This is a genomic window from Legionella steelei, assembly GCF_001468005.1.
In the GTDB taxonomy this organism is placed as follows: domain Bacteria; phylum Pseudomonadota; class Gammaproteobacteria; order Legionellales; family Legionellaceae; genus Legionella; species Legionella steelei.
This window is the reverse complement of the sequence record NZ_LNYY01000004.1, coordinates 1-25756: the sequence shown is the minus strand read 5'-3', so window position 1 is coordinate 25756 and position 25756 is coordinate 1. Positions and strand designations below refer to the sequence as shown.

Here is a 25756-nt window from a genome sequence, read left to right as displayed (position 1 = left end):
AATTTTATAACCCTAATGATGCTGGATACACGTTTGCTTAAATTTCGCGACAAACTCATCAAGCATATTGTGCTTTAATTTCGTTTTACCTTCAGTAGCATAAGAAGTGAATAATTGGTTCAAGCATGGTTGGAGCGTACCTTGTTCAGGCATTTCCTGGATCTCTTTAACCTTATCTAAATCAACATAACTCAGTTGCAACTGCGCATTGCCACCCAGTTCATAATATGCTTTTGCAACACAGCAAATAGCACAAGCCGCTAAATCATCATAGGCTTTAACGTCTGGCGCAGCTTTCTTAGATAGTGCAATAAGATCGTAGGCAGTAAGATTCTGACTAAAACTTAAATGATCATTTACGGCAGAGACATCTTGCACGCCACCATTGCAGCGATCACCATCTACTAGAGTTTCTATTTCTAAAATATCCGTACTTTTTCTCTTTACTCGCAGAATGGCCGTGAAATCTCCGGTGCCGCCACCACTATTAATGGTGTAAAGCCAATACACGTTTTTCCCGGCATTAAAAAATTTATAATAACTGTATCCTTCTGCAGGGCCCGGATATTCTGGATCTTGCCAGTTATATCCTATATATCCCTTTTCGATGAGACTGGCATTGTGCCCTTTCACTGCGTATTTGGCTTTTGCTAATCCACATTGCTTCAGATCAATTTCTTTTCCTTCTACATTAAAAAAACACAGCGCATCGATGGGTTTATCATGAAACATTAAAGCAGCAGGAACAGCCGCACTAATTTTTGCAGCCAATAAATAGGCAAGCAAAATAAACCAACATACTCTAATCTTCATTTTAAACCCCTTCCCCTAAACCTGATTGTGCAAAAGCTGAAATTTTTATTCAACAGAATAAACCATGCCTGTTTGTGCTCCCTCGACACTTTTACTATACGCCAGTGCAACTCGACTTGCTGGCACCGATTCAAAACCACGAAAAAAAGGTGCGTATCGATTCATTGACTCTGAAAGGACAGTAGGGCTTACCGCATTAATACGCAGATGATGAGGCATTTCAATCGCCGCACTTTTTACAAAAGAATTGATCGCACCGTTGACCATGGCTGCAGAAGTGCCCATCGGGATTGGATCATGACTTAAAATACCGCTGGTTAAAGTAAATGACCCCCCTTTATTGATGTATTTAAGTCCCTCTAACACGAGCCTAACCTGCCCCATTAATTTACTATTCAGACCTATAGTATATTGTTCCTCAGTAAATTGGCTTAGCGCTTCAAAATATACCTCGCCAGTTACAGCAACCACTGCATCGAATGAACCAAGTGCTTTATAAAGTAATGCAATTGAATTAGTGTCTCTAATATCAACTTGATAATCACCATTCGTATGCCCTACGGTAACTACCGTGTGACGTTGTGCTAATTCGTCACAAACCGCATTGCCTATTGTCCCAGTTCCACCGATTACTATAACTTTCATGTGTATTTCCTTTTAGAGGTCAATCAACTTTATTAGTCTTTTCTACTGTTCTTATTCTAATCCATACAGTTGTTCTAAAATGTCATCGATGCCTTTGCGGGCAGCTAAAATTACTGAAGAGGTTTTGCAGTTCATTTGATTTGCATCCCCTAATACTCTGTAAGAACGATGCAGGTTGGTGCGGGCATTAAACCAGTATTCTTTTAAAATGAACGCACCAGTTTGTTCTACCAAGCGTGCAGATTCATGCATCAAAGAAGAACAACTGTTTGTTTGTTCCGCACTTAACTCTTCAATTTTTTGTGATAATTCATGGCATTGATTCGCAAGATAAGCTCTTTCCTCATCAGGCATACTGTATGCTGAAAGAGAACATAATAAAAATGAAACACTGATAAGAAGTTTTGTAAACATTTGATCATCCTTTATAAATTTAAGTCCAAAATTTTCACACAGAATTTTTACATGCTCTTTTTAACTTTTCAATCCTGATTATCATGAATCCACGCTACATGGATAATAGGAGACAAATCGACTAATAAAAATAATTGTCGTATAATAAAAGCCCAAATCTTATTTGATTAGATATCCCTTATGTTCGATTTTATTTATCACGCTACACAAGAAGCGACTAGCCCACAAGATTTAGCATCCCGGTTAAAAGACCGGCACATTGATGCCAGAAAAATCAAGCAGCCGTTAATCACCGCAGCAGCTTGTCTCGCATTAGAGGAGCAACACGAGAAAGTAAAATGGTTATGGGAGCTAGGAGCAAGTGCTGATGAAATTGCACGTGCCTATGCTATGAAAGCAAATCATCGTAAGGTTATGGAGTATCAGCTTCCTCCTTGTAACGCCAGTGTCGATCGAATTGCTGAAGGTTATGCTTTTGCTGGCAATACGCTGAAAGTCGGAGAGTATCGAACAAAATACAAAGCCAGTGTTCATGCAATTGCTAGAGGTTATGCTTTAGCTGGAAATGGTCCTAAAGTTGCAGAATATCAAAGGATATATAAAGCAAGTGTGCATGAAATTGCTAGAGGCTACGCTCTCGCTGGCAATGCTCCTAAGGTTGAAGAATATCGCAAGACATATAAAGCAAGCGTACATGCCATTGCACACAGCTATGCTCTCGCTGGAAATGATGACAAAGTTGAAAAATATCGGACAACACATAAAGCAAACATTGATGAGATTGCTAAAGGCTATGCTCTTGCCGGAAATGATCGCAAAGTTGAAGCATATCGAACCAAACATAAAGCAAGCGTTGATGCGATTGCTGAAGGTTATGCCACCGCTGGCAATCATATCAAAGTAGAAGAGTATCGAACCAAACATAAAGCAAGCGTGCATGCAATTGCTAAAGGCTATGCTCTGGCTGGAAATGATGGCAAAGTTGAAGAATATCGAACGATACATAAAGCACGTGCTAGTGACATTGTTAAAGGCTACGCTTTAGCTCGAAATCATACAAAAGTTGAAGAATATCGGACCACATATAATGCAAGCGTGCATTCAATCGCTAAATATTATGCTTTAGCTGGAGACGATGAGAAAGTCGAAATATATCGTTTTCGACTTAACGCCAATAAGGATGTGATTGCCCAAAGTTATGCAATCATGGGAAATCACGACAAAGTAGATGAGTACTACATGACTCATCATGCAAGTGCTAGTGCTATTGCTCAAGGATATGCGATCGCTGGAAATGATGACAAAGTTGAAGAATATCGGATGCTGTATCAGGTAAATCCAGTGGCGATTGTTCATGGCTATGCGTTAGCTGGAAATCATGAAAAAGTCGAAGAATATCGGACAACATATAATATATCTGCTAATGATATTGCCCAAGGCTACGCTTTTGCTGGAAATCATGACAAAGTTGAAGAATATCGCACAAAACATAAGGCCAGAGTTAAATCGATTATTGAAGGATATGCTTTAGCTCAAAATCAGGAAAAACTTAGAGAGTATGACATCAATAAGCTCCTTTCAGGCTATCTTGAAGACAGAAAAAAAGTGGTTGACTCCTCAGGCAAGACTAAAGAGTATTTCCATCGCTTTTTTACCTGCTTGCAAAAAAGTTTTAAACAAAAAAACGATGCAGTTGTCGCAGTACAAAACGCTTTAAAGCCAAAAGAGCAAAGAGATCCTAGCCTAAAAGAGATTAATTTAATCGAACATTTATCTACTTTGATAGATGGTAGATTAGGCAATGAACTAAACGCATTGATTAAGTCTGGAAAAGCCGATGAGCTTGTGGATCAAAAGGTCCGGACAATAACTGAATTTGTGTATGCACTTCAAGCTAAGGCAGCTCCTGCTTTACAAATCTGAATATGATCAGAGGCTCATTAATATACTTGTAGCCTGGGTGCAACGAAGTGAAACCCGGGTTTCGGACCTTCACCCAGGCTACACTTAAATTGACGCATTGCATAAACGCTTACTTTTTTTCTTTGATTCTTTATTTCAGTTATTGATTGCATGATAATAAAAACCTGCAAAAAAATGTCGGTCATTTTTTTGCAGATACCGCTAAGAATAATCAATAAAAAAAGGACCATTATGTATCGATCTATCCATAAATTATTATCTTGCATGCTGATTTTAACGAGTTCTGTGGTTTTTTCTACACCAGTCGAAATCAGCCTTGATCCCAATAAACCGGTTATTTTAACCAATACAAATAATCAAGTGCTTTCTCTATTATGTGAAGTACATGTGGTTGCAAGCACACAAAACTATGTTTCCGTTCGCATAATTAGTGGAAAAGGAATGTTCAATGGTACGTCGCTAAAACAAGGTGATTCGTTAGTCTCCGCTTTAACCAACGTGCAGCAAATCCCTATATCCGCAGACCCTGGAACCAAGGCCCAAGTCACAAATTTAGGCACCCAACCTGTAAGTGCAAAATGCAACTAAAGTATTAGGCCAATAGACTTTAATTTTTTCAAAATATTATGGATAACCTTAAAGACATTAGCTATTCTCAATGAGGAAGGGGTAAAATTACAATCAAAGCAAAGGAGCAACAAATCATGAATTTTTTCTGTAAGGGAGTCGCAATTTCTGTTCTTGCCATGATGTTTTCTTTACCGACTTATGCAGATGCCGCAGGTGGAGGAGGGGACTTTCAAACTAATTGTACTAATTCCTGGATGAAAAAAGCCGATGATGCAAAAGATAAAGTAGATTTTAAAAATTTTGGAGAAAAATACTGTGGTTGTGCTGCAAAACTACCTTTAGACAATGACGCTGCCGTTCAAAAAGCAATCCATATCTGTATGTCAAGAACCCTGTTGCATGATGCAATGGATTCATTGGAAGATGAAGTGGGTTTAAGTAAAGCAAAGGACAGTGATATAGCTGATTATTGCCAAAACAGATGGGATCTTATCTATCCAAAACAATCCGATGAAGATAAAAAATTAATTACTGCATATTGTGAATGTGCTAAGCCTAAATTAACCGATCTGCTCAAACGCTCTAATGATATGACCGACAAACAATATGATGCAGAGATCGATACTGTTGCAGATGCGTGCTCTGCTGATGCTGTTGCCTCCAAACCATCTTCAAATTAACTACTAGTGCATCTCATATCCTCCCCCTGCCCCCTTCTCCAAAATGGGAGAGGGGATTTCTTCTCCTCCCCAAGGAAAATGCGTTCTCTCATACTCTTCCCAAAAGCAGGAGTGAGGACTTCTTACTTCTGACCATCATATTCAAATTCAAAGAACATCCCATCGTCTCAAGAGAAATGTGCCCTACCCCTAGTCCTCTCCCACAAAATAGAAAGGGAATTTTCTCTCAATTTAAGTTAAGAGCATATCCCTTATCCCTACCGGAGAAAAGGTGTCCATCAGAGCGGATAAGGGTTACTCATCTTGGCGTTCCTCAATCAAGTAGGATCCGAGATATTGATAGAAACTCCTTCTAGGAACAAAAGAGGTTTTTTTATCGTATTCGCTAATTTCCTTCCCCAACAGATTTGGCATGGAATAAATCTCTTGATGCAGGCAATCTTTTCTTTGGTGATATTAATCATGCAGGTTCGAAAAACGATATGATATTCCAAACCAGCACCAATTTTTTGCGCTATAGCATCACAATTAGGTTCAATAATTTGTGTTGCTAATGCTTCAGAAGCAAGTAGGGATGCTTCTGGTGTTAAGTTGCTATAAAGTCTTTTAAATTCACCGTCGTAAAAAACCATTTCCTTCTCTAAACAATAAGCATAACGATCCCGAGTCAGAGTAAATTGACATTTACCGCTATACCTCAAAACAGTCGCATGCGCTTGCGCCGAAATTAAAAAAAGACAGAATAAAAAAACACTATGCGCTGTTTTTTTCATCATACCCTCACCTGTTTCAATAGTTCGGCATTTGTGCCTATTTCGAGTTAATGGAAAACCACTTAATCCACTATAAATGCTAATCACGCATAAATTCAACTAACCCCTGTGTTATGATTACAAGCTGATAAAAAAGTATGTACCAATATGAAACACACAAAGTATGGTTATAAAATACAACAAATCACGGAAGGTCCAGGATACACCTGGTTATGCTTACCCGGAGGCCCTGGTTTGGGCTCTGAATATCTCAGCAATTTTTGCAGTTCCTTGCAGTTACCAGGAACGATTTTTCTTTTAGATTTTCCGCAAGATGGTACTAACTCACAAGGCACACTGGATATACAACATTGGCAAGATGGTTTAATTGATTTATTAAAATCCTTCCCTCAACCAGTATTAGTGACACACAGTTTTTCAGGAATGTTTGCTTTAAATTTACCTGAATTAGAACATCATCTTGCAGGCCTGGTGTTAATGAATACCACCACTGAAAACAGTTTTTTTCAGCATGTCAGTGCGATGCAGCAGCAACATCATTTACCTGATTTAGTTCCTGCTGCCAGTGAATATCATTTGGCGCCTTCAGATCTAACCTATAAAGAATTTTGGAATACTTATAAATACTACTGTTTTACTGCTGACGAATTGACGGAGGGAGAAAAAATCATGCCTCTTTTTGCCTTTAATAATACAGCTTATCATTATGCCATTGAACATTTTTACCCGGATTTTTACTGTAAATGGTTTCCAGAGACAATACCAACAATGACCATTGCCAGTGAAAATGACTTTATTTGCCCACCCCAAATTTTTAGGAACAATAAAAAGTTCCAAGGAAAAAATAGTACCCATAAAATAATTACTAAAGCTGGTCATTGCCCTTGGTTAATGTTTTTTGATGCGGTTCAGCATTGCTTTGATGATTTTGTCGTGCAACTGAATTCTGCAACAACCAATACAGAAACCTACTTATTAGGAGAGTGAAATGTATCCAATGACAACCCTAGCTGCTTCCTTGTTAGCCCTCGCCTACATATATCTCTCAGTCCAAGTCGTGACGCTACGTCATAAATATAAAGTTGGCATGGGAAGTAAAGAATTTGCTGATTTAGAAATGGCAGTCAGAGCTCACGGCAATTTTGGAGAATATGTTCCTCTTACGCTCATCTTACTTCTTTGTGCTGAAGTAAATAGCGCAAACTGGATTGTGCTTTGCACTTTGATTTTTTTCTTTATCTTAGGACGCATCTTCCATGCTTATGCATTTCTTACAGCAAACCATCACCTAAAATTTCGCACTCGCGGCATGATTTTGACTTTTAGCGTCATGGCCTGCCTCTCCCTTTTAAATTTAGCACTTCTCTTTCTCAACAGATAAGGGGCACACATTGTGTATCCTTTGGTCTTTATAGAAAATTCGAACTGTTGACAATTCGTTAGCATAAAAATTGATATTTGTGCTGGAATCCATTATTTTTCTTACTATGAAAAATCACCTGATCTGAGTAAGGATGACCAGACGTTTTATCAGTAAGAATATTGATATTTATAAATATCCTAATGTACTGGAAAACAATTTAGGGGCGATTACGCTTGGCGATTTGCATGGCAATCCCATCAAACTCATTCACATTCTCTTCCGTCATCAAATCATTCAATTTAACCATGAAGTGACGAATGTTGAGGAAGCCTATCAACAATTTGTAACTCTGTATGAACAATTTGGTGAAATTCTTGAGGAGTATTTTGAGAACCACACCCTGCTACAATTTGCACAAATCAAAATAGATAATGCAAAAGAACGCATCGCAAATCTAGAACAACAATTATTAGCTGCGGTAAATGCAGAAACACAAACGCAACAAAACTTATCCCAATTACGGGAACAAACACTTTTAAAACTACAGGCGGCGGAAGAGGAACACAGGAAGTTAAAACAAAAACTCGCTGAGCCCAAAGAAAAACTGTCTCACTCTGTGAGTCAATTTAACCACTTCATGTCGCAAATAGAAGTACGCGATAATCAAACACTCATTCGGCTTATTGGTGATGAAATAGCCGATCGCGGAAATTGTGATTATTTCACAGTACGAATTCTTAATCTGCTACGTCGAAATCATTGTCCCTTAAACATTCTCATATCAAACCATGGCAGTGAGTTTATTTATGCGTTTGAACAATTCATGGCCGGACATGCTTTTGCCCCTCCGGGTTACATTGGTGATGTACAAATCCCTTCTTTTTGGGGGCTTAAGCTGTTACTCGAACATGACATTATTAACTCCGAGGAATTAACCCACTTAATCAATGAAACCTATAAACCCACTTTAAAGGTACTAGATTACACGCTCAGTGAACAGGGCATTACTTTATTTAGTCATGCACCAATTCGCTTCGATAGCATTCAACTGATGGCAGCGAGTCTTGGGGTACCTTATGACGGCTCCACCGCAGAAGCTTTAGCAGCAACCATTGAACAGATTAATCATCAGTTTCAAACCTATGTTGAAAACAACAGCACACACTCACTGTTTCATACTGACACGATTCATGACCGAACCAATATGTCAGAACAAGAGCGTGCAACATGGCCTTTAATTTATCTATTTTGGAATCGTTGGGATGCAATTAAAGAAACAGAATCCGCAAGACCCACAACACACAATGGCTATAATATTACTTATGTGCATGGGCATGATGGCTTTCAAAGTCTCCTACCGCACATTTATAATTTAGATACTCCTTGCGGCAAAGAACCACGAAAAACTGAAAATGAACGGATAGACAAAGCATTTCGCTTTATCACAGAAAATAAAAATAATGCCGTAGATAAAACAACTTCAGAATCCTATCTTCGTGATGTTTTAAGATATAAAGTGTTTGATTCAGATGAGCACGACCTAGCATTCAATAAGCAAAGCAAACTGAACCCCATAAAGAAGATTCAAGATAATGAAATCAATGGCAGCATAAAAAAATTAGCCCTTTTGGGAAAATCAATATTGCCAGCGCCAACTCCATTTGTTGCATTGCAAGAACCAACAACTAAGCCCTGCTCAAGAGAATTGATTCTGGCATCGGAAGGACAAGAGGAACGAGCGTTGTTTAATTTTTAAACACACGCCGAATAATATGATAGGCTGGCCCTTGGCTCAACCTATCATATCTACATAAACGTATACGTGGACTACAAGTTATCTTTGATGTTGGAAAAATAATTTCTTATCGCCATAATTTGAAGCCAGCAAAGCACTCTCCAACATTAAGGTACCTATATGGTACTCTGTACCTTGATATTCTCCGTACACTTCATAGATTGGTCCCATAGGTATCGCTGCGAGCGACACTCTAAAATCTTCTCGTGAGTTTTCAGGGATCAAATCCTTAACCAAGCTCGTTGGTCTAAAATAGATCCGTTCAGGAAAGACAGGGATCCCCGTCACTCGTCCTTCACTCGTCCAAGCAGCCAAATGCCACAAAGGAAGATTATTGGCAGGGTCACGAGTCCATTCAAATATTTTCTCAATTGCCTTCAAGGTCCAATTTGTCGCATGAGGTATTTGGTTCGAAAAATCTTTTGCAAAATAATTCCAATTGTCTTTTTGTCCCTCAAGTAAATTCATCACCTGCAAATTTACAGAAGCATGTTCTGCGATTAAAAATTTAATCGCCATGCCAGGAATATAATTATCATCAGCGGGAGGCGTTGCTAACGAAAGACGTGCAACCCCTACGCCTCCGGTTTGATAAATACCAGTGAAAGGATGATCGGCGGCCGGAACTAGAGCGATTTTACCTACTGAACCATTGGCATGAATAATTTTTACTCGTCCGGTAGGAATTTCATCACTGGCAGAATCAAATGTAGGGTTTAAGTTAAACAATCCTTTTAGTTTTTCGAGCACTTCATTAAAACTATTGCCAGTAAGTACTGGCAAGGGATCTTCTTCGTGGCTTAAAGTAATTTCACTCCATAATAAATCACGCTTTTCTTCAGCAGATAGCTCCTGATAATAGCAAGGCAATTGCGCGTATAAACCAAAACTCATGCAACAATTGATGAGTGCACTAAAAAACAAAATCAAACAACGACGCATTCCAACCTCCTTGTATTTAAAGTTAATTTTTTTTACAGAGTATACGAAATAATGCAACTTTTCTAGGCCATGTATGAAAATGGGGACAATGTGCAGCGTAGTAGTCTGGATGCAGCGTGGCGGAGCTCGGGATAGAATAACTTCTTTTTAACCCGGGTACCGCCACGCTGCACCCAGGCTATGTTGTAAAGGTTATGACTTCATAAAATGATCATAAATAGCACGGCTCGCAAGAGCTATGGCATGACTGCGGGGGTAATCACTGGCTGATTTCGATTTAACATATACTGCAATCGCAATATGGCCTTTATTATTGGGTAACGTAATAATGCCAACGTCACTCACGAAACGATACAGTTTTTTAGAACCAGGATATCTTAAATAATCTCGCTCATAAATGGACCACGTTCCAGTTTTATGAGCTACTTTAACACTGGGAGGTAATAACCCTCTTATCCTGCTGCGACCAGTTCGGCATTGCTCCATGATCTTCATAAGAAGATTGGTACTTGATTCTGAAAGTGCCTGCTTTTTATATAATTTCACCAGCAATTTCGCCATATCATTCGGAGTCGTGGTATCGCGAGTGTCATTTTCAAAACGTTGCCAGGCTTTCTGCTTTTCTCGCAGGGGCACACGATTCGATATTTTTTGCCAGGAATATACCGGCTGGCGTTTTTTTAAAAAGGTACGATCCACATGATTTGTATCCACAAACATTTCCATAATCGAGCGATTAATAAAAATATTATTGAATCCCAACGCACTCATGCGTTGTGCAACATATTTAGGACCATTTGCTGCCTGCAATAATGCATCACTCGCACTATTATCACTGTTCTTAAGTGTATGCATTAGTATTTGTTTTAAAGAAATATTCAGTTTTTTCTTTTCGAATAAATAATGCAGTGCTCCAGATCCAGGAACCGAATTACGCGCATCCATTTTAATCACACGATTCAAAGAGTCTTTTTTCTCATCGACTCGATGTAAAAAAGCCATCGCGATCGGTAATTTGATGGTACTTGCCATGAAAAAGCGTTGATTGCTGTTATGTGCAATCACCTTATTTTTCTCTATATAAATGGCAGTAATCCCCATGATTGTATTTGATTTTTTTTCAATAACATTTAGCTTCCTAATCAGCTCCGCATCACTCGGAGCAGCAAAACCATTTACTGAAAATACAAAACCCAAAAACCAACACATTACAGTACTTTTTATACTTAGAGTATTGGTATGCTGCGCCAGTAATTTTTTCATATGATATTTAATCCATTTCTCATTATTTTTATTCAATTTTTTAGCATCAATAATCAGGTAATCGCTCACGCGCGCCTAATCAGAAAAGCATTCATTACTGCATATTTCAAAGTGTATGATAAACGTACATTAGAAATTTCCCTATCAGCATGCAACAGTCCATAGTTTGTTAGGAAGGTTTGGTGACCTTGATAAGGTATTTAATTTTCTTTTACCGCATTTTTGACTAATTTTTACTGTCAAGCAATAAGCCATACAATCATTAAGCAAATTTTTATTCTATTTTTAAATTGATTACAATCTTTTGTGTACCTTAGGCAATAAATTAATCATTATTAATCCAAATCGATCAACTTATGCTCGCCACGGCATGCATCGTAAAACGCTTGGATAAAATAAATTCTTAAGAATTACTGAAAACCTGTTTTTTTAATGGCTTGTTAGTCAACAAAAACCAATAATCAGAACTCAGTAATTCATGAGATAATCTTCTATGGCGCCGGGTTTTCTGCTTCCATCACAGGCTTTGCCTTTTCCTTCTTCGGGGAGCTAAAAATCTTACTCAAAAAACTACCCGACCGCTTAAATTTATCTACTTTGTCGCTGACAGTTGGCGTACCTGGTGCTTCCCTTTCCGGTGCAGGAGCCGATGAGGCTCTCTTAAACATTGTGGGGAGCTCCGCTTGAGAATATTGTTTCACGATTTTCTTCGACTCAGGGGTTTTCACAGATCCAGGAGAATTAGAAGATGATGCCTCCACACTTTGATCATCCTCAGTAGAAGACGGTGCTGATGAGGTCTGAGTAAAACCAATCGCAAGATCCAAACGAGTCAATGCCTCTTGCGCCTCCATTCGTTGTGTCTTTGTTTTACTTGTCAATGAGAGAATGATCTCTTTTAAAGCAAAACCTACAGGACTTTGAAACACTTCATGCTCTAAATTCATATGTTCACTTAAGTCCTCTTTTTGCATTCGTTCAAGAGTTTCACCTAAGCCTGTGGTTGCCTGCTGTTGCAAAAAAGAAGAGAAGGGGCGCTCGTCTGCATCCGTTTCTGATTTATTGACTAAGTCTTTGATTGCAGCCTGTGCCTTCATATGTTCTGATACAATAAAATGACCGGTAAGCACTTCATAAATACTTATCCCCAAACTATAACGGGATTCGTACTCAATTTCCTGTATAGAAACCATGGGTTTTGAGCCGGGGTTATTACTCACCGAATCAAGCAAGAATTGATACCCTACAGAAATATTATTACTCAGCTCATTTACTGGAATCGCATCTTTTCCAGTTACGTCTCGCAAAGATTTCACGTCTGAAAGAACCAAACGACCATCATCAGCAATCACAAAATTGCCGGGTTTAAAGTCTGTAAAACAAAAACCTGCGGCACGCAGATCAGCCATTATTTGCAACATATTTCTAACATACTGTATACGACTGACAAAATCGTTGTTTACTACTCGCAAATCCTGTCGTCCACAATATTCCACAACCTCTAAATAATATTTTTGGCTTCTATGCATGAACTCTTCCAGCGCATATTGTTCAGGGAAGTGCTTGTTTAACACGTTATGTTTGCGCGCTCTGATATATGCAGGAAAATCAATATCATGTTCAGAAATAACCCGGAAAACAACAGGTACATCTTTATACGTTATCGAATAAATAGGGATTGCAGAACCACCCAATAACTTTATCGGGACATTCTTGTTGCCTATGGGCATAGTCTCTTGAAACTGCACAATATATTCAGATGCTTTTAAAGCAAATTTAATAATATTATCTGTAATCCCAGATAAAACTCCTGTCGCTTCTCCAGATTTGATTTGTTTTGTAAGTGCTTCTGCGACCTGCAAAGCGTGTTTTTTTTTCTCCTTTTCAATTTTTATCTGTTTGGAAGTCGCGACCATTAAAAAAATCCTAAATCCTATAAAATATGGCTGCAAATCATACAGAGTCACAAAAAAACCATCAAGGCTTATTTTATTTACTTATCATGCTGGCTATCTTGCATCAAATTTTAGAACTCGTAAGGAAGTAGGTATGTTCTAAATACTCCATTAACTCTTCTTTATTCACTGGCATCTGGGTTAAACCAATATATTTATCAGGCCGAATCAACACCACGGTAGGTTGACTGATTTTAAAGCGCTGGTACATCTTTTGATGTTCATCAATCAATATTGAAATCCCTTTGTCAGCTATATTCATTCCCGAATGCGGAAGGATAATATGAGTTTTTATTAGCCCCTTAAATTGCTGCGTAACAGTTGCAGCAAGTTCAGCGAAAGCGGACAGAGCGTTATTATCAGCAAGTCCCACAAACAACAATAAATGATGCAGCGTTCCTTGCGTCGCTTGCTGCAGCTCTCTTTTTTCTTTAGTTTGCGCATCAAGTAAAGGGAAGTTCATAAGAAGCTCACCAACATGAAACTTTGTCTTTTCGCCGAGTACTTTAACTATTGGACTTTTGGCATAGCTTACTGACAACTCGGCCAAATTATACATGACAAAATTTTTAATCGAATCGAACGACATGGCTATGCGTAAAAAGAAGTTACGCAGAGAAATCATCGACGGATTACTCATCATCATCAAACGAGTCATTGCTCCCGTATTTTTTAATACCTCTGCAGCAATGGGATGACGTTCGCAATGATAACTATCAAGCAATGCATCGGTTGCCAGTCCTTTTTGCACCAGCGCTAATTTCCAGGCCAAATTATAGATATCTTGCAACCCCGTATTTAAACCTTGCCCACCCATAGGACTGTGAACATGCGCTGAATCACCAGCAAAAAATACGCGTCCGTAACGATAGTTTTGAATTTGCTTGTGATCAATACCAAATTGGCTAATCCAAATAGGATCACGTAGGGTTGCTGAATCCGTACAACGCGCCTTAAAAGCCCTTGTAATGTCTTCGATTGAAGGTTCTTGATGCATGATTTTTTCTGGGGCAGTCATGACCAAACGATAACGTTTCTCTCCCATTGGAAAACAGGCTAGTGGCCCTTCCGCACTCACATAGATTATAAATTTATTCTCTGGCAGCTCCCAATCAATAAGCAAATCAGCAAGCCACCAAGTTTGTTTGAAGGAAGAGCCTATAAACTCTGCATTCACTAATTTTCTTAGGGTACTGTGTGAACCATCGCAAGCAATAATCCACTGCGATTGAACCTGTTCCATACTGCCATCAACATGCTTTAAAGTAGATACCATATGGGTTGCTGATTGTTCGCTTTCCATCAGTTCAGTTTGCCATTCAACCTGCAAACCTCTATCAGCTAATCCTTGATGAAAAATATGTTCCGTTTTACTTTGAGGGAGATCAATAACAAAATGATAATCTGCTTCAACATTGGCATACGTTGCATGAATTAACTCTTTTCCCTTAGACTTAAACATAACTCCATCTACTTTTTGTCCCTCAATGAGTATTTCATCAAGAAAACTACAATCCCTAAGTAGATCAAGTGTACGAATATGAATGGCCAACGCTTTAGACTTGTCACTGAGCGTCGACTTTTTATCAATGATCCGGCAACTCAAACCTTGGCGGGTTAGTTCATTTGCGCAAAATAAACCGACGGGGCCGGCGCCAACTACCAGTACATCCAATAACTTATCAGACATATTCACTCCATGAATTGAATCAGATCATTTAGGTTCAGCACTATTATTTGCACTGCGTCTTTAAACTTTATTATATACTAAGCGTAGTTGCTCATAGCCCTATAGAGCTAAAAAAAGCATTGATTTCGCTGGTTTCTTGCTCATGATATTTCCTGCCAGCAACCTGAAGTCGATGCTCTGGATGTTGATGCCAGCCTTGGCTGCCACGTACTAACTTCATAACTCGCCTAAGAAAATCGGGGCCTGGATCATCTTTATCCGTTTGGTAATTGGGATCCTTTTCGAGCCAAAGAGGCGTATTTTTGAAATTTAAATATTCATTGTGGCCAATAACATATTTTATTTCCGGATATTTCTTTTTGAGATAACAGACTAAAAATGCGTTTGCTTTTGTCTGTGCTTCGGTGAGATCATCTTTGCTATCAATCCCACCTACATTTTCAATACCAATAGCATAATGGTTCAAGCCTATAACATGCCGAGCCATCCAATGATCCGGCATAAGTTGATAGATGCTTCCATCTCGATCTACTACAAAATGGGTAGAGACGTTCAAGTCTCCAGGCAACTCTTTAATGCGCGGTGAGTTTTTGGGGAATGTTGGTGGATTAAATACACGAAAAGTTGCTTTGAACGTAGGGATACATGTCCAATGCAAAACAATCATTTTCGGTTCAATTTCAATGGACTTCGAATCGATTCCATAATGAGTTAATTGATACTGACGTGTTAACACAACACGTTGGAGATCAAATTGAATCGGTGCTTTATGAATTTTTTGCGCGTCATTACAAGAAAAGGCATGTACCAGCGAACTTATAAAAAATGAGCAAAGTAGAAGAGTTTTCATATTATTCTTTTAATACCATAAAGTATGCTGTTACATAATCTGGCAAATGATGGGTTGCCTGCGCAAACGCTTTTCTCCCAGCATAACTGCCCGCTAAAAAGTCAACTTGATACAAATTATTTTCAAATGCGCCTCCGGTGTCAGCAAAAATGCCAGCTCGTGTCACCATGTTTCCTGAACGATTAGGGTATTGCACCATCAATAATTTACCTAAACCAAACTGCGTAAGATCAGCGGCAAAAGTAACTTCTGTATTCACAGTAATTTTATGATCTGCATCTTTTCCATAGCCTTTGATGCCTGCTACTGGTTTAAAATACCAATAACGCTCTTGCTGATAGGGATTTTTGGCTTTGTCATATGCAATGTTATTACAACGATGCACATTAAAGGTTTTTGTTGGATGGTTCAAGCCAAAATCAGCAACAACGGTACCTTGCATTAATGCTGCTTCGATGTCTTCTCGATTGAAATAACCCAAAGCAGGTACATTTTTATTCGCTAATGCGCCTTTTAAAATAGCCTGCTTGCCATATTGGAAACGTATCAGTCCAGGCTTAGCCTCTGCCTCCTCCAAAGTCAGTAATTCTTCATCCTTAGGAAGACCATAAAGGGCAAAGGGATAAACCGCGTTGCGTGTAGTTGATGCCTTAGCACGATGAACATAATACTTAGTCATTAAAATCTTATCTTTGGGTAAATGCGCAAGAAGCGGTTTTTGCATACTCAGTGGCTTCGCTTGTTCTTGATCAGGATACCAACGCATAAAATCAAAGTGTGCTTTAACAAAAGCAGGATTATTCATTTCGTTTTGGTGTTGGCAAATAAATATTAAGGTTGCTTTGACTCGCACAAGAGGGATTTTAAACACTTTGCCTTCATGAATAACCCGAGGATCATAATGGCTGCCTTTATTTAAATAAGCCAAAGTCTCTTTGGCGGTAGCACATAAAGCAGGCCCATTGATTTCATAACGGGTTGCAGACGACGGTTCAGCCGGCATAAAACGAGGTGCAGCGACTGCGTCAAGATTCATTAATAGAAACAAACTATAAAAAAAAACTTTTATTTTCATTGTGCACAATCATTGTTTATTAAAACAAAATGATACCATAGATACGGTATTAAATTCTAAGAATTAGCTCTGGTAAGTCGTAGAGCTAATATAGGCTTAAAATACTAATATGAGAAGACCACTCTTCGCTGTGCATACCGAAGTACACCACAGCAAAGAACGGAAAATAGGAGGGGCAATTTATTTATTTCGTAGTTCACTCTAAGAGTTAAACAACACCAAACCATTTTTACCGTCGTCCTTATTAAAATTACAAGTCCAATCGACTACCATTTGTTGCTTATGCAAAATGGGATCAAAAAAATTCACGTGTAGTGTCACTGTATTATCGTCAAAAACACTTAAACGACCTGATAACGTTAGGAATTCTCCTGAGGGGTTTTGTATAAAAATTTTCATAGACGTAGTCACCGTATCTATCAATATGTTATTAATAGTTTCCTGACCATGAAAATAGTTGGTGAAATTAAAACGAGTGGTAGCCCCCTCTAATCGTCTCATAGCTTGGGTAGCAAGTGGTCCTGTTGCTTCACAGTTATCAAAATGAATGATTCCTCGAACATCTTCACCACTTTCAACTGCTTTCACTAATTGAGAAAAATTAGTGATATTATTACTGTCCGCATTAGGGTCAAGATCTTGTGCATTAGCCTGATTTAATGAAAGGAGCAATGAAACTCCAACAACAACAGATCGCGATATTCTCATTTATATCCTCCATGATGCTTGATAAAGTCAGGTTCCTGAGTAAGAATGAGCCTTTAAACACCTTAAGTGTACAATCTGTTTACCCGTTTTGCCAATTTTTATATTAGAACCTTAACGCACTAAGCAGCTTCCGCCCCATCCAACTCAGAGTCACTCATCGTCACGCGATTAAAATACCAAGCGCTGTAGAGAGCACCGAGTCCACAAACAATTAAGCCTAAAGGCAATGCCGTAAGTGTTTGCACCAGTAAATAAGCACTGATGATAGTGAATACAGATGAACCAAACATACGTACGGTATGAATTATGGCTAATGCGAGACCAGTATTTTCCTTATAGTCTGCAAGCATAATCGACATCGTGGCCGGTGCGGTTAAACTAATTCCTAAGTTACAAATTAATGCAAAAGACAAAGCATATAAATCAAATTCAGCAAAGTTTGCATACAATAACATCGCAAAACCTCCGCTAATAATAAACCAGCTACCTAGATAAATGGTGGCAGCCATACTGAAATACTTACGCAGCCAAATGCCTAAGTAATTCCCAACAATAATATTTAATCCATTAATAATAAAGATAATGCCATACATTAAGGGTGAAAAACCCAGTTGATCAATAATAATGTAGGATGAATTAATCACGGAAAGCATGACCGCAGCAAAGCTAAACATCATAATAAAAGAACCACTCCAAAGCGTAGGCGATGGAATGATGTCTTGATAGGCTTTGATTACCTTTTTTATCTTAAAAGGTTCTTGGGGTTGAGTCCAAAATGGTGACTCAAATAATCCTTTGCGCGCTTGCAACAAGAGCACCAGGCCAATTACAGCCATCAACATAAAATTCGCTTGCCAACTGCAATAGGTAAAGATCAGCGAACCACATACTGGAGCAAGAATGGGAGATATTGAAACAATCATAGACACATAGGATAAAACCTTGGCCCGCTCTACCGTATCTTCAAAGTCTCGCGAGATTGAAAACGCAATCAGATTAGCGCTGCACAAGGCAAACCCCTGTAATGCCCTTCCGAGAATGAGCACAGAAATATTCGGGGCAAAAGCGCAGATTAAGCTGGCAAGAACTGCAATGAGTAAGCTTGCAGGCAATAAACGACGTCGCCCAAAATGATCGATGAGTGGTCCCCAGACTAATTGAGTAACCCCAAAAACAAACAGATAAATACTTAAGGTTAATTGGCTTAAGTCATGTGTTGTATCAAAAAAATTGGTGAGATAAGGCAACGAAGGTTGATAAAGATCAAAGGTAAGTAAAGAAAAAGCCGCTAATAAGCCAATAAATACAATGGAGGTTCTTGTTTGCAACATAATATTCAATTTATAAAAAAATAGCGGGGCATTATAGTAAAATTTTTGTGCTTTTGCTCTAGGTCTGCAAAAAAATCTGCAGTTATTAACAAGTTTTTATGTAGCGTTGGGGAAGCGCGGCATAAGCAGGGATTAAAGTGTTCATTCATTTCAGAAACCCAGGTTACTGCGCCTCCCCCAAGCTATATCCAATTAACCTTGACGAATCAGATAATCGCTGCCTGCATGGATTATTTTTTTCATCCGATTATTTTCTGCTGGATTAGGTTCACATGCTTTATACGCATCTTTTACTGATGCAATACTAAGAGGCACAATAGGGCGACTGTCGGTCTCCAGATAACCATCTTTATTCTTAAAAATAGTAAACTGGTCCGATGCAAATTCCTGGCAATCAGTTAAAGTCTCATCCTGACAAATTGAAAATTTCAGGGATCGCTCTACGCGATAGTTCTCACTCACCTCATCAGCAAAAACAATATCGCCATAAACTACGCTATGACGGGTACCACAAAAATAATAGCCAAACTTATATTTACCATTTTCAACAACATCGGTACGAATATACCGTCCATCACCTTGTTTCAGGCCATTGAGCGTCACAATATGACGTACCTCTTCTTTAGGTTTGTCAGCCACTGCCAACCCAGTTAGAGCCAATCCCGCGATTAACACAGCAAATCTTTTCATTTTCATTCCTTATCTGAAAAAAACATCCTCAAGGAACATATCTTTAAGGATCAATAACTTACTCTAATGACAATTTGAAGATAAAAAACTTTTAAACCAAACTGACACCGCCGCCCATTATGCTAAAAAGAAAACCATTTGAACAGATAAAAAAACTTCGCTTTTTGCACAATAAAAAATCAAAATTATCATAGTGTTTTATCTGTGACATGTAGAAAGAAAATAAAAGAGAGGCACGACATTACCAATGGTGCAAGGCAGCGTTATTGCGTCTGCCAATTAGAGAAAATCCTACCAGCAGAAATCCTGGCAAAAGGTTGATTGGAATTTAAAGCACACATGAACTATATAATATACATAGTGGATAATAATCTTAATTATTATGGCAAATAATCTTCCTACATTTCGTTTTGAAAGCGAGTCCTCAACCACCACAAAAATCGAAGCAATACTTGGACTTATTAAATACCTGATTCCTAAAAGTTCGACCCGAGAATCATTAAAACCTGACGGTTATCCTGAAAGTGGAGAAATTGAACAAACAATACGAGCTTATCAAAACAAAAAATCAAGCCTCTATGAACAAGGTTTAAACGCTATGGAAACCGGCTGTGGTAATTGTCAAGAAATGGCCTCCGCCAGCGGATTACTATTAAGAGCCGGAGGATTTTCGGGAAAAATTCAAATAGCCGAATTTGGTATAAATCATGCTTTTTTAATTGTGGATGACTATATTGTTGATCCTTGGTCTGACACATATTTTTCCTTTTCAACATGTGGCTCTATCAAAGAAGGAATCATGAAAGGTCGAGTGCTCTCGGCAGATCATTTTGAGCTTGAAGATGAAGAGCCTGAAGTTACTCAGACTCTACCTCTTGAGCTTGATAAATGCTTACCGTCAAAAGAGGCGAGAACCCAATTAATGATTTTGATTGAACAGGCATTTTTGAAGAGCAAACAACCTCCAGAACAACCCACTGTTATGTTCCCCCAAAACCCATAGCCTGTGCCGCTCTCTCTGACCTCCTCATAATTGGCCACATGAGTTATAAAAAAATAGCCATCATAAGTGAGAAAATGAATCACAGAACAAAACAATTGGTTATTTTCTAAATTCACCTTTGGTGGTTAGACTCTTTCATGATAGAATAATATTTATACATTAGGGGTGCCGGTTATGGCTGAGAGGATAAACCAACCCTTTGAACCTGATCTCATTCGTCTGAGCGGAGGAAAATGTGTCTATTGTTATGTTCTCAGGTCTTATAGCGTTTATTACTTCATTTATTGGTTTATTACCACAAATTGTCAAATCCTTAAAAACAAAATCGACTCAAGATCTGTCCATGATTATGTTGATTAATTACCTCATCTGCTCTGTCGCATGGATTATTTATGGGAGCAATACAGATTCCTTTTTTGTAATCAGTTCTAATGTAGTCGGTTTGATTGTCAGTTTGCTGCTTATTCTTTTAAAAAGATATTATGATGCACGATGTAATTAATTTAACAGGCTATCAATCGATTCTCTGCCTCAATGGCGATCTACCTGAGTCTTCTTTTTTCATTAGCCTGAACTTGCCTGTCATTGCAGCTGATGGTGCAGCCAATAGCTTATTGGAACGTGGAGTCCACCCACAATTAATCACTGGGGATTTGGACTCTGTACGGCCTGCCATTTTAGAAAACCATCGTTCTCTGCGTTTAGTAGATCAAAATTATAGTGATTTTCAAAAAGCGATGAGTTATTTAAAAGAGAATGATTTATTACCCGCCATCATTGTAGGAATAAATGGCGGGCATTTGGATCATATCTTGAATAATATTAATATCTTTATGGAAACAAACTGCCTTTTGTATGCCCCGCCCCTGCGTGGCTTTGTTCTCAATGAACACTCCCGTATGCATTGCGCATTACCTATCCATACAAAAATCTCGTTAATGGGAATACCCTCGGCAATTGTTTCTTCAACAGGACTTCAGTGGGAGCTCAACAACGCAACGCTTTCTTTTCCAGGACAAACATCGTGTTTCAATCGAACCCTGCACTCAGAAATTGTTTTGGAGATTCATCAAGGTTCAGTTTTGGTTTTGATTTACGAACGGATGATTGCAGATGCAGGATTATCTGCTCTTTAAGTTCAGCAGATAAATATGAGAAAACGTCCATCCTGCAAACAATTCTTTTAGATTTCGTTTAATCTACTTGAATAGTGCAATGCTCACCTGTAGTTACTAAGGTCACCGTGCTGTCTTTTGCCAACTTTTGGGAACCACACATAATATCCTTGCCAAATGCAGAATTTTTTCGGTATCCAAAGACATATACCTTATTTGCAGGTCCCTTGCCTGAATAGGATTTCCCACGCGCACCTGATTTTTTACCATCCACAATAAAACCTAAAGCTGCTGCTGTTTGCTCATCAGTTTTGACTTGTACTTTGATCGTGTCATCAGCAAAGGCATGAATTGAAAAAGAAAATAGAACTACTCCGATCATATTTTTTACACAGCTTTTCATCATACAAACTCTCCTTGTTCAATGATTTCATTAATATAACTTATTTAATGCTGAAGGAATATAAATTCAGCTCAATATCGACGATTTTTTTAACACTGATTCTCGTATATGCCCCCTTAAAAAGAGAAAGAATGGTTTATTGTCTTAACAAGACTAGTGTTTCTCTTGAATTAAAAAACATATACACTATGATCAATGTATAATCATATTGATTCGTTTGTGAATCGCCTCTTGTGGCGCTTGAGTAAGATGGTTCCAGCAGAACCCTGTGCTCAAATTTTGTTGCCTATTCATTTAAAGCAATAGGTATAGATCAGATTGCTTAATAAAAATGATATATTGAGTGCAAATAGAGTAAGGATTTTGAATTATGTTTCTAAAATTTTTTAGAAGAAGGGGTCTGCAAACTGCTAGCAATCCAGAGTTTTCCGCTATTATGGATATGTATGAAGCACAAAAACCAAGCCTAGTCAGAGGCGCTCTTTCTGGAGAGAGTTGGCGTCATGAGAGTATGGGCCAAACATTAACTACAATAACCGACCCAGTAAAACTCAGAAAATTAAAAAAGCAGGCAACAGCAAATCTAAATCATTGGAAAGCAAACAAAGCAGAACCTCCTTCTGAAGTTGAGGTGGTAAATCAAGATTGGGGTGATGTAGCACTAGAAGCAACCCGAAAGTATGGAAGACTATATGCTGTATTAAACATGGCAAATTCGCTCTATCCTGGAGGGGCGGCATTGCAAGGTGGAAGTGCTCAAGAAGAAAACATGTGGCACCGAACCACATGTGCCCTATCCTTAAAGGATAAAATAGTGATATGCGATAGGGATTACGAAAACACATTCCTCTATACTCCGGAAGGAAGAGAGTTGGTAGAAGGCAGAAAGAAAATGCTGCCAATGGAACTTGAAATGCTAAAGAAACGCTGTAAAGAAGCCTATTCACCGGACGCAAATAAAACGTTTTTCAGTGAAGAGCCCAGAATTTGCTTTAGAGGTCCAATCGTGTCACTTCCATTAGCAATGGATGAATATACCCCAAATATGGTTGCGGATTCTGGATTAAGTTTCGCATTTCTTCCAGACCAACATATTTTTCCCTTTTATGAATTAAGATCTGCGGCTCCAGAACACTTTGCTGAATCACAATCACAAGAACCTACAGTGCTCAAACAACATAAAGATGATTTGCGACGACGGATTGCAGCGCAACTGGATACATTAATTCTTGCAGAGCAACCTAATGTGCTACTTGGAGCTTGGGGCTGTGGTGAATTTAGAAATGAGCCCGAACTAGTCGCCGAAATTTATGCTGAAGAAATTGAAAAAAGAGCGGCTTTTTTTCAACATATTATGTTCCCAATAATTAATACCCGTTCAAAAATCAATAATTTCGATATATTTCAACAAACACTGACCGGTATCAAACTTGGAGAGGATCAACAACCTTCTCACCAAATGTAAAATAGTCCCAAAACATACCATCTGAGGGGCTATCTTAAACAGAATGCCCCTCCCCCAAATACCATCATTAAGACTTAGACATTTTTTTCATCTCGTGCACGTTTTCCTCATCACTTGCATCAACTTCGTCTTCCAACTCACTTTTCTCACCTTTTTCTAAATCTTCATCAACAGGTCTCTTGATTATGGATTTAAGTAGCTGCGGAGCCACTGCATTGGCTGTAGTTGTTGAAGTGGGATCTTTAGAAACTTCACTGCCTCCCCATGTAACCAGGAATAATGAACCGTAGAGGAGTTGAAATAAGTACATGACTTGCTGCACTATTTGCTCGTCATGAAATACCAAACTGATTGCCAACCCTAAGATCACTGCCGAGAATATCGCCTGCAGCCCTTGAATCAATTTTTCATTAAGATGAGTATCAGAACGCGCTACTGCATATCCGGAATTGAGTACCTGTGCAAAAGCTATTGGTATTAAAGGAATTGGGCTCATTGTATTCGTAATTTGCATCCCTGCTTGTACTGTGCCTTGCGTCACTAATAAGCCTCCATTACTTCTTTGCGCATTCCGATGGGCTGCAGAAGAGGTCGGTACACGTGCTTGAAGGCGATCTAATATGTTTGAGGTTGAGCCAGGCATTTTTAAATCCTTTTATAAAGAAATATGAATAAGGGATTAAGTGCTTATTTAATCCATGAATTGATTTGCGCTACTGAAAATGTTACCTCCTTTTCTAACTAAGGTTTTCCAGCGGCAAGTCATTATTTTAACTAGTTTTTTTTCAACTTCAACTTTATTTTTTGGAAAAAATATAAGGTTTTTTCATTAGCGAACCAGGTCATTAACATGTCGCTCGCTTGAGACAAAATGAGCTGATTTCGAGCACTGAAGTAAAGCCCCCATCATCTACGGAGGGAGCTAGACTTATTTAAAAACTTACAACTTACTTTATAATGACACACGAAAGGACAATTTTTTAATCTATAAATACTAAGGAGTAATGATATGTCTTATGCAAAACAACAAGCGACTCAACAACCTGTAAGTATGTATAACCTATTAAGCTGGAGCACCGTCTATCGAGGCTATAATGCACTGGTTGCTGGGCTTGTTATGTTTCAATACATCAATAACCCAGAAGCTGCAGCAATAGAGTATCTACCGGATGTTGCAATTCATGCGTTTGAAGCAATTGCCCCTAATTCATTAAATCAATTGGCTGCCGGTGCCAACATTGCACGCGGGATCCAAGCAGGGTTGGCGTTTTTCTCCGGTAACTCGACAATCCCCAGCGTTGCGAACCTCACTGATGTATTCAACCATGGGCTTAACACGTATCACAGACTGTCTTGATAAAAAGAATGACTTAAAGAGCATCAGGGAGTGGGTCATTCCTGCCAGACGGGAATGACCACAAATGCATCAGAAATATTCGTATTAAATATTAAAAAAACTGGCGACATTCAGTTAACTAACCCAAATTGGACTGATTTTCGATGATAATTTTCGATCGGCGTTCAAAATCTCATTCGTACACCATGATTTCAGCAAATTTGTGGAAAAATGGAACTCACCGCTTAATCACCGTCATTAATAACACCCCTTGGTATTGCTCAACGGGTAGAAATTCTGGTTATGCAGGAACTTGGTTTTTTTTTGGTGGGGTACTGGAAAAGAAAAGCGAACGCCATCCTTCGGGCTGGTTCATTAAGCCCAAAGGCTTAGTTGCCGAACGTTATAGCAAAACCCAATTTTTTGGTCATCATACAACTCATTACATTCGTAAACGCTCGATACACAAACTCATTAGTTTTTCACGTTTTGGAGACATTAAAAAAATTTGCATTTCCGCATCACTTGGTGGTGGATTTTGGTTATCAGACAAAGGTAAAAATCTGAAAAAGTACTTACGTAAAAATTATCCCGAGTATTTTCTGTCTGATAAAGTGGTAAACAAGATACTTAAAACGGCGATGTGTTATGATTTACCCATTTACACCAAACGTAAACAGGTAAATCGTTGGCTGGCGACACACGGTGTTGCCACCGTAGGCGTATTGAATGATGAGTCGTTATTATTCAGGCCTTAGTTATTTAATGGTGTGTCGCTTTCTCTTTCGCATCACCAAACAACCAATCTGAACTCACTTCAAGCTCATCAGCGATTCTTTGCATCGTATTGGCGTCTAATGCAACAATGCCGCGCAACAACGCTTCAATTTTAAATTTAGGTAATTGAAACATCTTTGAACACGCTTGCACGCGCTCTGTCATTAATGCAGGAAC

28 protein-coding genes and 1 riboswitch are annotated in these 25756 nt (G+C 38.7%); of the genes, 12 read left to right on the top strand and 16 right to left on the bottom strand.

Annotated features, from left to right (window positions below):
* Positions 1-12 precede the first annotated feature (12 nt).
* From Lste_RS01070 to Lste_RS01060, 3 genes are read right to left on the bottom strand one after another with little or no spacing between them, the layout of a single operon-like run.
* On the bottom strand, positions 13-813 hold the full coding sequence (locus tag Lste_RS01070) for a hypothetical protein (RefSeq protein WP_058509240.1): 801 nt from the start codon (positions 811-813) through the stop codon (positions 13-15).
* Between the two features lie 45 nt (positions 814-858).
* On the bottom strand, positions 859-1458 hold the full coding sequence (locus Lste_RS01065; protein ID WP_058509239.1) for a short chain dehydrogenase: 600 nt from the start codon (positions 1456-1458) through the stop codon (positions 859-861).
* A gap of 51 nt (positions 1459-1509) precedes the next feature.
* Positions 1510-1872 (bottom strand): hypothetical protein, encoded by a 363-nt coding sequence (locus Lste_RS01060; RefSeq protein WP_058509238.1) that lies wholly within the window; start codon positions 1870-1872, stop codon positions 1510-1512.
* A gap of 180 nt (positions 1873-2052) precedes the next feature.
* Between Lste_RS01060 and Lste_RS01055 the strand changes: the two genes are divergently transcribed.
* The 3 genes from Lste_RS01055 to Lste_RS01040 all read left to right on the top strand — a co-directional run bounded on the left by Lste_RS01055 (position 2053) and on the right by Lste_RS01040 (position 5045).
* On the top strand, positions 2053-3795 hold the full coding sequence (locus Lste_RS01055; protein ID WP_058509237.1) for a hypothetical protein: 1743 nt from the start codon (positions 2053-2055) through the stop codon (positions 3793-3795).
* A gap of 231 nt (positions 3796-4026) precedes the next feature.
* On the top strand, positions 4027-4383 hold the full coding sequence (locus Lste_RS01045) for a hypothetical protein (protein ID WP_058509235.1): 357 nt from the start codon (positions 4027-4029) through the stop codon (positions 4381-4383).
* A 116-nt stretch (positions 4384-4499) separates the two neighbouring features.
* Positions 4500-5045 (top strand): hypothetical protein, encoded by a 546-nt coding sequence (locus tag Lste_RS01040; protein WP_058509234.1) that lies wholly within the window; start codon positions 4500-4502, stop codon positions 5043-5045.
* Positions 5046-5362: 317 nt separating this feature from the next.
* Here the strand turns inward: Lste_RS01040 and Lste_RS01035 are convergent, their stop codons facing one another.
* Positions 5363-5821 (bottom strand): lysozyme inhibitor LprI family protein, encoded by a 459-nt coding sequence (locus Lste_RS01035; protein ID WP_058509233.1) that lies wholly within the window; start codon positions 5819-5821, stop codon positions 5363-5365.
* Between the two features lie 144 nt (positions 5822-5965).
* Between Lste_RS01035 and Lste_RS01030 the strand changes: the two genes are divergently transcribed.
* The 3 genes from Lste_RS01030 (at position 5966) to wip (ending at position 8937) form a co-directional block, all read left to right on the top strand.
* Positions 5966-6805 (top strand): alpha/beta fold hydrolase, encoded by an 840-nt coding sequence (locus Lste_RS01030; protein ID WP_058509232.1) that lies wholly within the window; start codon positions 5966-5968, stop codon positions 6803-6805.
* A gap of 1 nt (position 6806) precedes the next feature.
* A complete protein-coding gene (locus tag Lste_RS01025) occupies positions 6807-7199 on the top strand; it encodes an MAPEG family protein (protein WP_058509231.1) in 393 nt (130 codons plus the stop codon).
* Between the two features lie 133 nt (positions 7200-7332).
* Positions 7333-8937 (top strand): Dot/Icm T4SS effector Wip, encoded by a 1605-nt coding sequence (gene wip / locus Lste_RS01020; RefSeq protein WP_058509230.1) that lies wholly within the window; start codon positions 7333-7335, stop codon positions 8935-8937.
* A 78-nt stretch (positions 8938-9015) separates the two neighbouring features.
* Here wip and Lste_RS01015 read toward each other — a convergent pair whose 3' ends face one another.
* The 9 genes from Lste_RS01015 to Lste_RS00975 all read right to left on the bottom strand — a co-directional run bounded on the left by Lste_RS01015 (position 9016) and on the right by Lste_RS00975 (position 19480).
* Positions 9016-9918: a hypothetical protein gene (locus Lste_RS01015; protein ID WP_058509229.1), complete on the bottom strand. Its 903-nt coding sequence runs from the start codon at positions 9916-9918 to the stop codon at positions 9016-9018.
* 192 nt (positions 9919-10110) lie between these two features.
* Positions 10111-11181 carry a class A beta-lactamase gene (gene bla / locus Lste_RS01010; protein ID WP_058509296.1) on the bottom strand — a complete coding sequence of 357 codons (1071 nt, stop codon included), beginning with the start codon at positions 11179-11181 and terminating at the stop codon, positions 10111-10113.
* 491 nt (positions 11182-11672) lie between these two features.
* Positions 11673-13097 carry a protein kinase family protein gene (locus Lste_RS01005; RefSeq protein WP_058509228.1) on the bottom strand — a complete coding sequence of 475 codons (1425 nt, stop codon included), beginning with the start codon at positions 13095-13097 and terminating at the stop codon, positions 11673-11675.
* 103 nt (positions 13098-13200) lie between these two features.
* Positions 13201-14826 (bottom strand): FAD-dependent oxidoreductase, encoded by a 1626-nt coding sequence (locus Lste_RS01000; RefSeq protein ID WP_058509227.1) that lies wholly within the window; start codon positions 14824-14826, stop codon positions 13201-13203.
* 91 nt (positions 14827-14917) lie between these two features.
* Positions 14918-15676 (bottom strand): N-acetylmuramoyl-L-alanine amidase, encoded by a 759-nt coding sequence (locus Lste_RS00995; protein ID WP_083503888.1) that lies wholly within the window; start codon positions 15674-15676, stop codon positions 14918-14920.
* Position 15677: 1 nt separating this feature from the next.
* The gene (locus Lste_RS00990; protein WP_058509226.1) at positions 15678-16751 is read right to left on the bottom strand and encodes a hypothetical protein; all 1074 of its coding nucleotides are present in this window, start codon (positions 16749-16751) and stop codon (positions 15678-15680) included.
* 201 nt (positions 16752-16952) lie between these two features.
* A complete protein-coding gene (locus Lste_RS00985; protein WP_058509225.1) occupies positions 16953-17459 on the bottom strand; it encodes a hypothetical protein in 507 nt (168 codons plus the stop codon).
* A 119-nt stretch (positions 17460-17578) separates the two neighbouring features.
* Complete coding sequence (locus Lste_RS00980; RefSeq protein ID WP_058509224.1) at positions 17579-18790, bottom strand: multidrug effflux MFS transporter; 1212 nt, start codon at positions 18788-18790, stop codon at positions 17579-17581.
* Positions 18791-18982: 192 nt separating this feature from the next.
* Complete coding sequence (locus tag Lste_RS00975) at positions 18983-19480, bottom strand: hypothetical protein (protein WP_058509223.1); 498 nt, start codon at positions 19478-19480, stop codon at positions 18983-18985.
* A 382-nt stretch (positions 19481-19862) separates the two neighbouring features.
* Between Lste_RS00975 and Lste_RS00970 the strand changes: the two genes are divergently transcribed.
* The 3 genes from Lste_RS00970 (at position 19863) to Lste_RS00960 (ending at position 21619) form a co-directional block, all read left to right on the top strand.
* On the top strand, positions 19863-20483 hold the full coding sequence (locus tag Lste_RS00970) for a hypothetical protein (RefSeq protein ID WP_058509222.1): 621 nt from the start codon (positions 19863-19865) through the stop codon (positions 20481-20483).
* Positions 20484-20634: 151 nt separating this feature from the next.
* Positions 20635-20732, top strand: a riboswitch (TPP riboswitch).
* Positions 20719-20985: a SemiSWEET family sugar transporter gene (locus Lste_RS00965; RefSeq protein ID WP_058509221.1), complete on the top strand. Its 267-nt coding sequence runs from the start codon at positions 20719-20721 to the stop codon at positions 20983-20985. It overlaps the preceding riboswitch by 14 nt.
* Positions 20969-21619, top strand: coding sequence for a thiamine diphosphokinase (locus tag Lste_RS00960; protein WP_058509220.1), 651 nt, complete (start codon positions 20969-20971; stop codon positions 21617-21619). Before Lste_RS00965 ends, Lste_RS00960 begins: the two co-directional genes overlap by 17 nt.
* Positions 21620-21677: 58 nt before the next feature.
* Here the strand turns inward: Lste_RS00960 and Lste_RS00955 are convergent, their stop codons facing one another.
* Entirely contained in the window at positions 21678-22004 is a 327-nt protein-coding gene (locus Lste_RS00955; RefSeq protein ID WP_058509219.1) for a hypothetical protein, read from the bottom strand.
* A gap of 367 nt (positions 22005-22371) precedes the next feature.
* Between Lste_RS00955 and Lste_RS00950 the strand changes: the two genes are divergently transcribed.
* On the top strand, positions 22372-23466 hold the full coding sequence (locus Lste_RS00950) for a poly(ADP-ribose) glycohydrolase domain-containing protein (protein ID WP_058509218.1): 1095 nt from the start codon (positions 22372-22374) through the stop codon (positions 23464-23466).
* Between the two features lie 67 nt (positions 23467-23533).
* On the opposite strand, the gene Lste_RS00945 is transcribed toward Lste_RS00950, so the two are convergent.
* Positions 23534-24109 (bottom strand): hypothetical protein, encoded by a 576-nt coding sequence (locus Lste_RS00945; RefSeq protein WP_058509217.1) that lies wholly within the window; start codon positions 24107-24109, stop codon positions 23534-23536.
* 366 nt (positions 24110-24475) lie between these two features.
* Here Lste_RS00945 and Lste_RS00940 point away from each other — a divergent pair, with 366 nt between their 5' ends.
* Both Lste_RS00940 and Lste_RS00935 read left to right on the top strand, forming a co-directional pair.
* Positions 24476-24823, top strand: a complete 348-nt coding sequence (locus tag Lste_RS00940) for a hypothetical protein (RefSeq protein WP_058509216.1) — start codon at positions 24476-24478, stop codon at positions 24821-24823.
* Between the two features lie 143 nt (positions 24824-24966).
* Positions 24967-25560 (top strand): hypothetical protein, encoded by a 594-nt coding sequence (locus Lste_RS00935; RefSeq protein WP_058509215.1) that lies wholly within the window; start codon positions 24967-24969, stop codon positions 25558-25560.
* 4 nt (positions 25561-25564) lie between these two features.
* On the opposite strand, the gene Lste_RS00930 is transcribed toward Lste_RS00935, so the two are convergent.
* Positions 25565-25756: hypothetical protein (locus Lste_RS00930; protein WP_058509214.1), on the bottom strand; the 192-nt coding region annotated here is incomplete at its 5' end.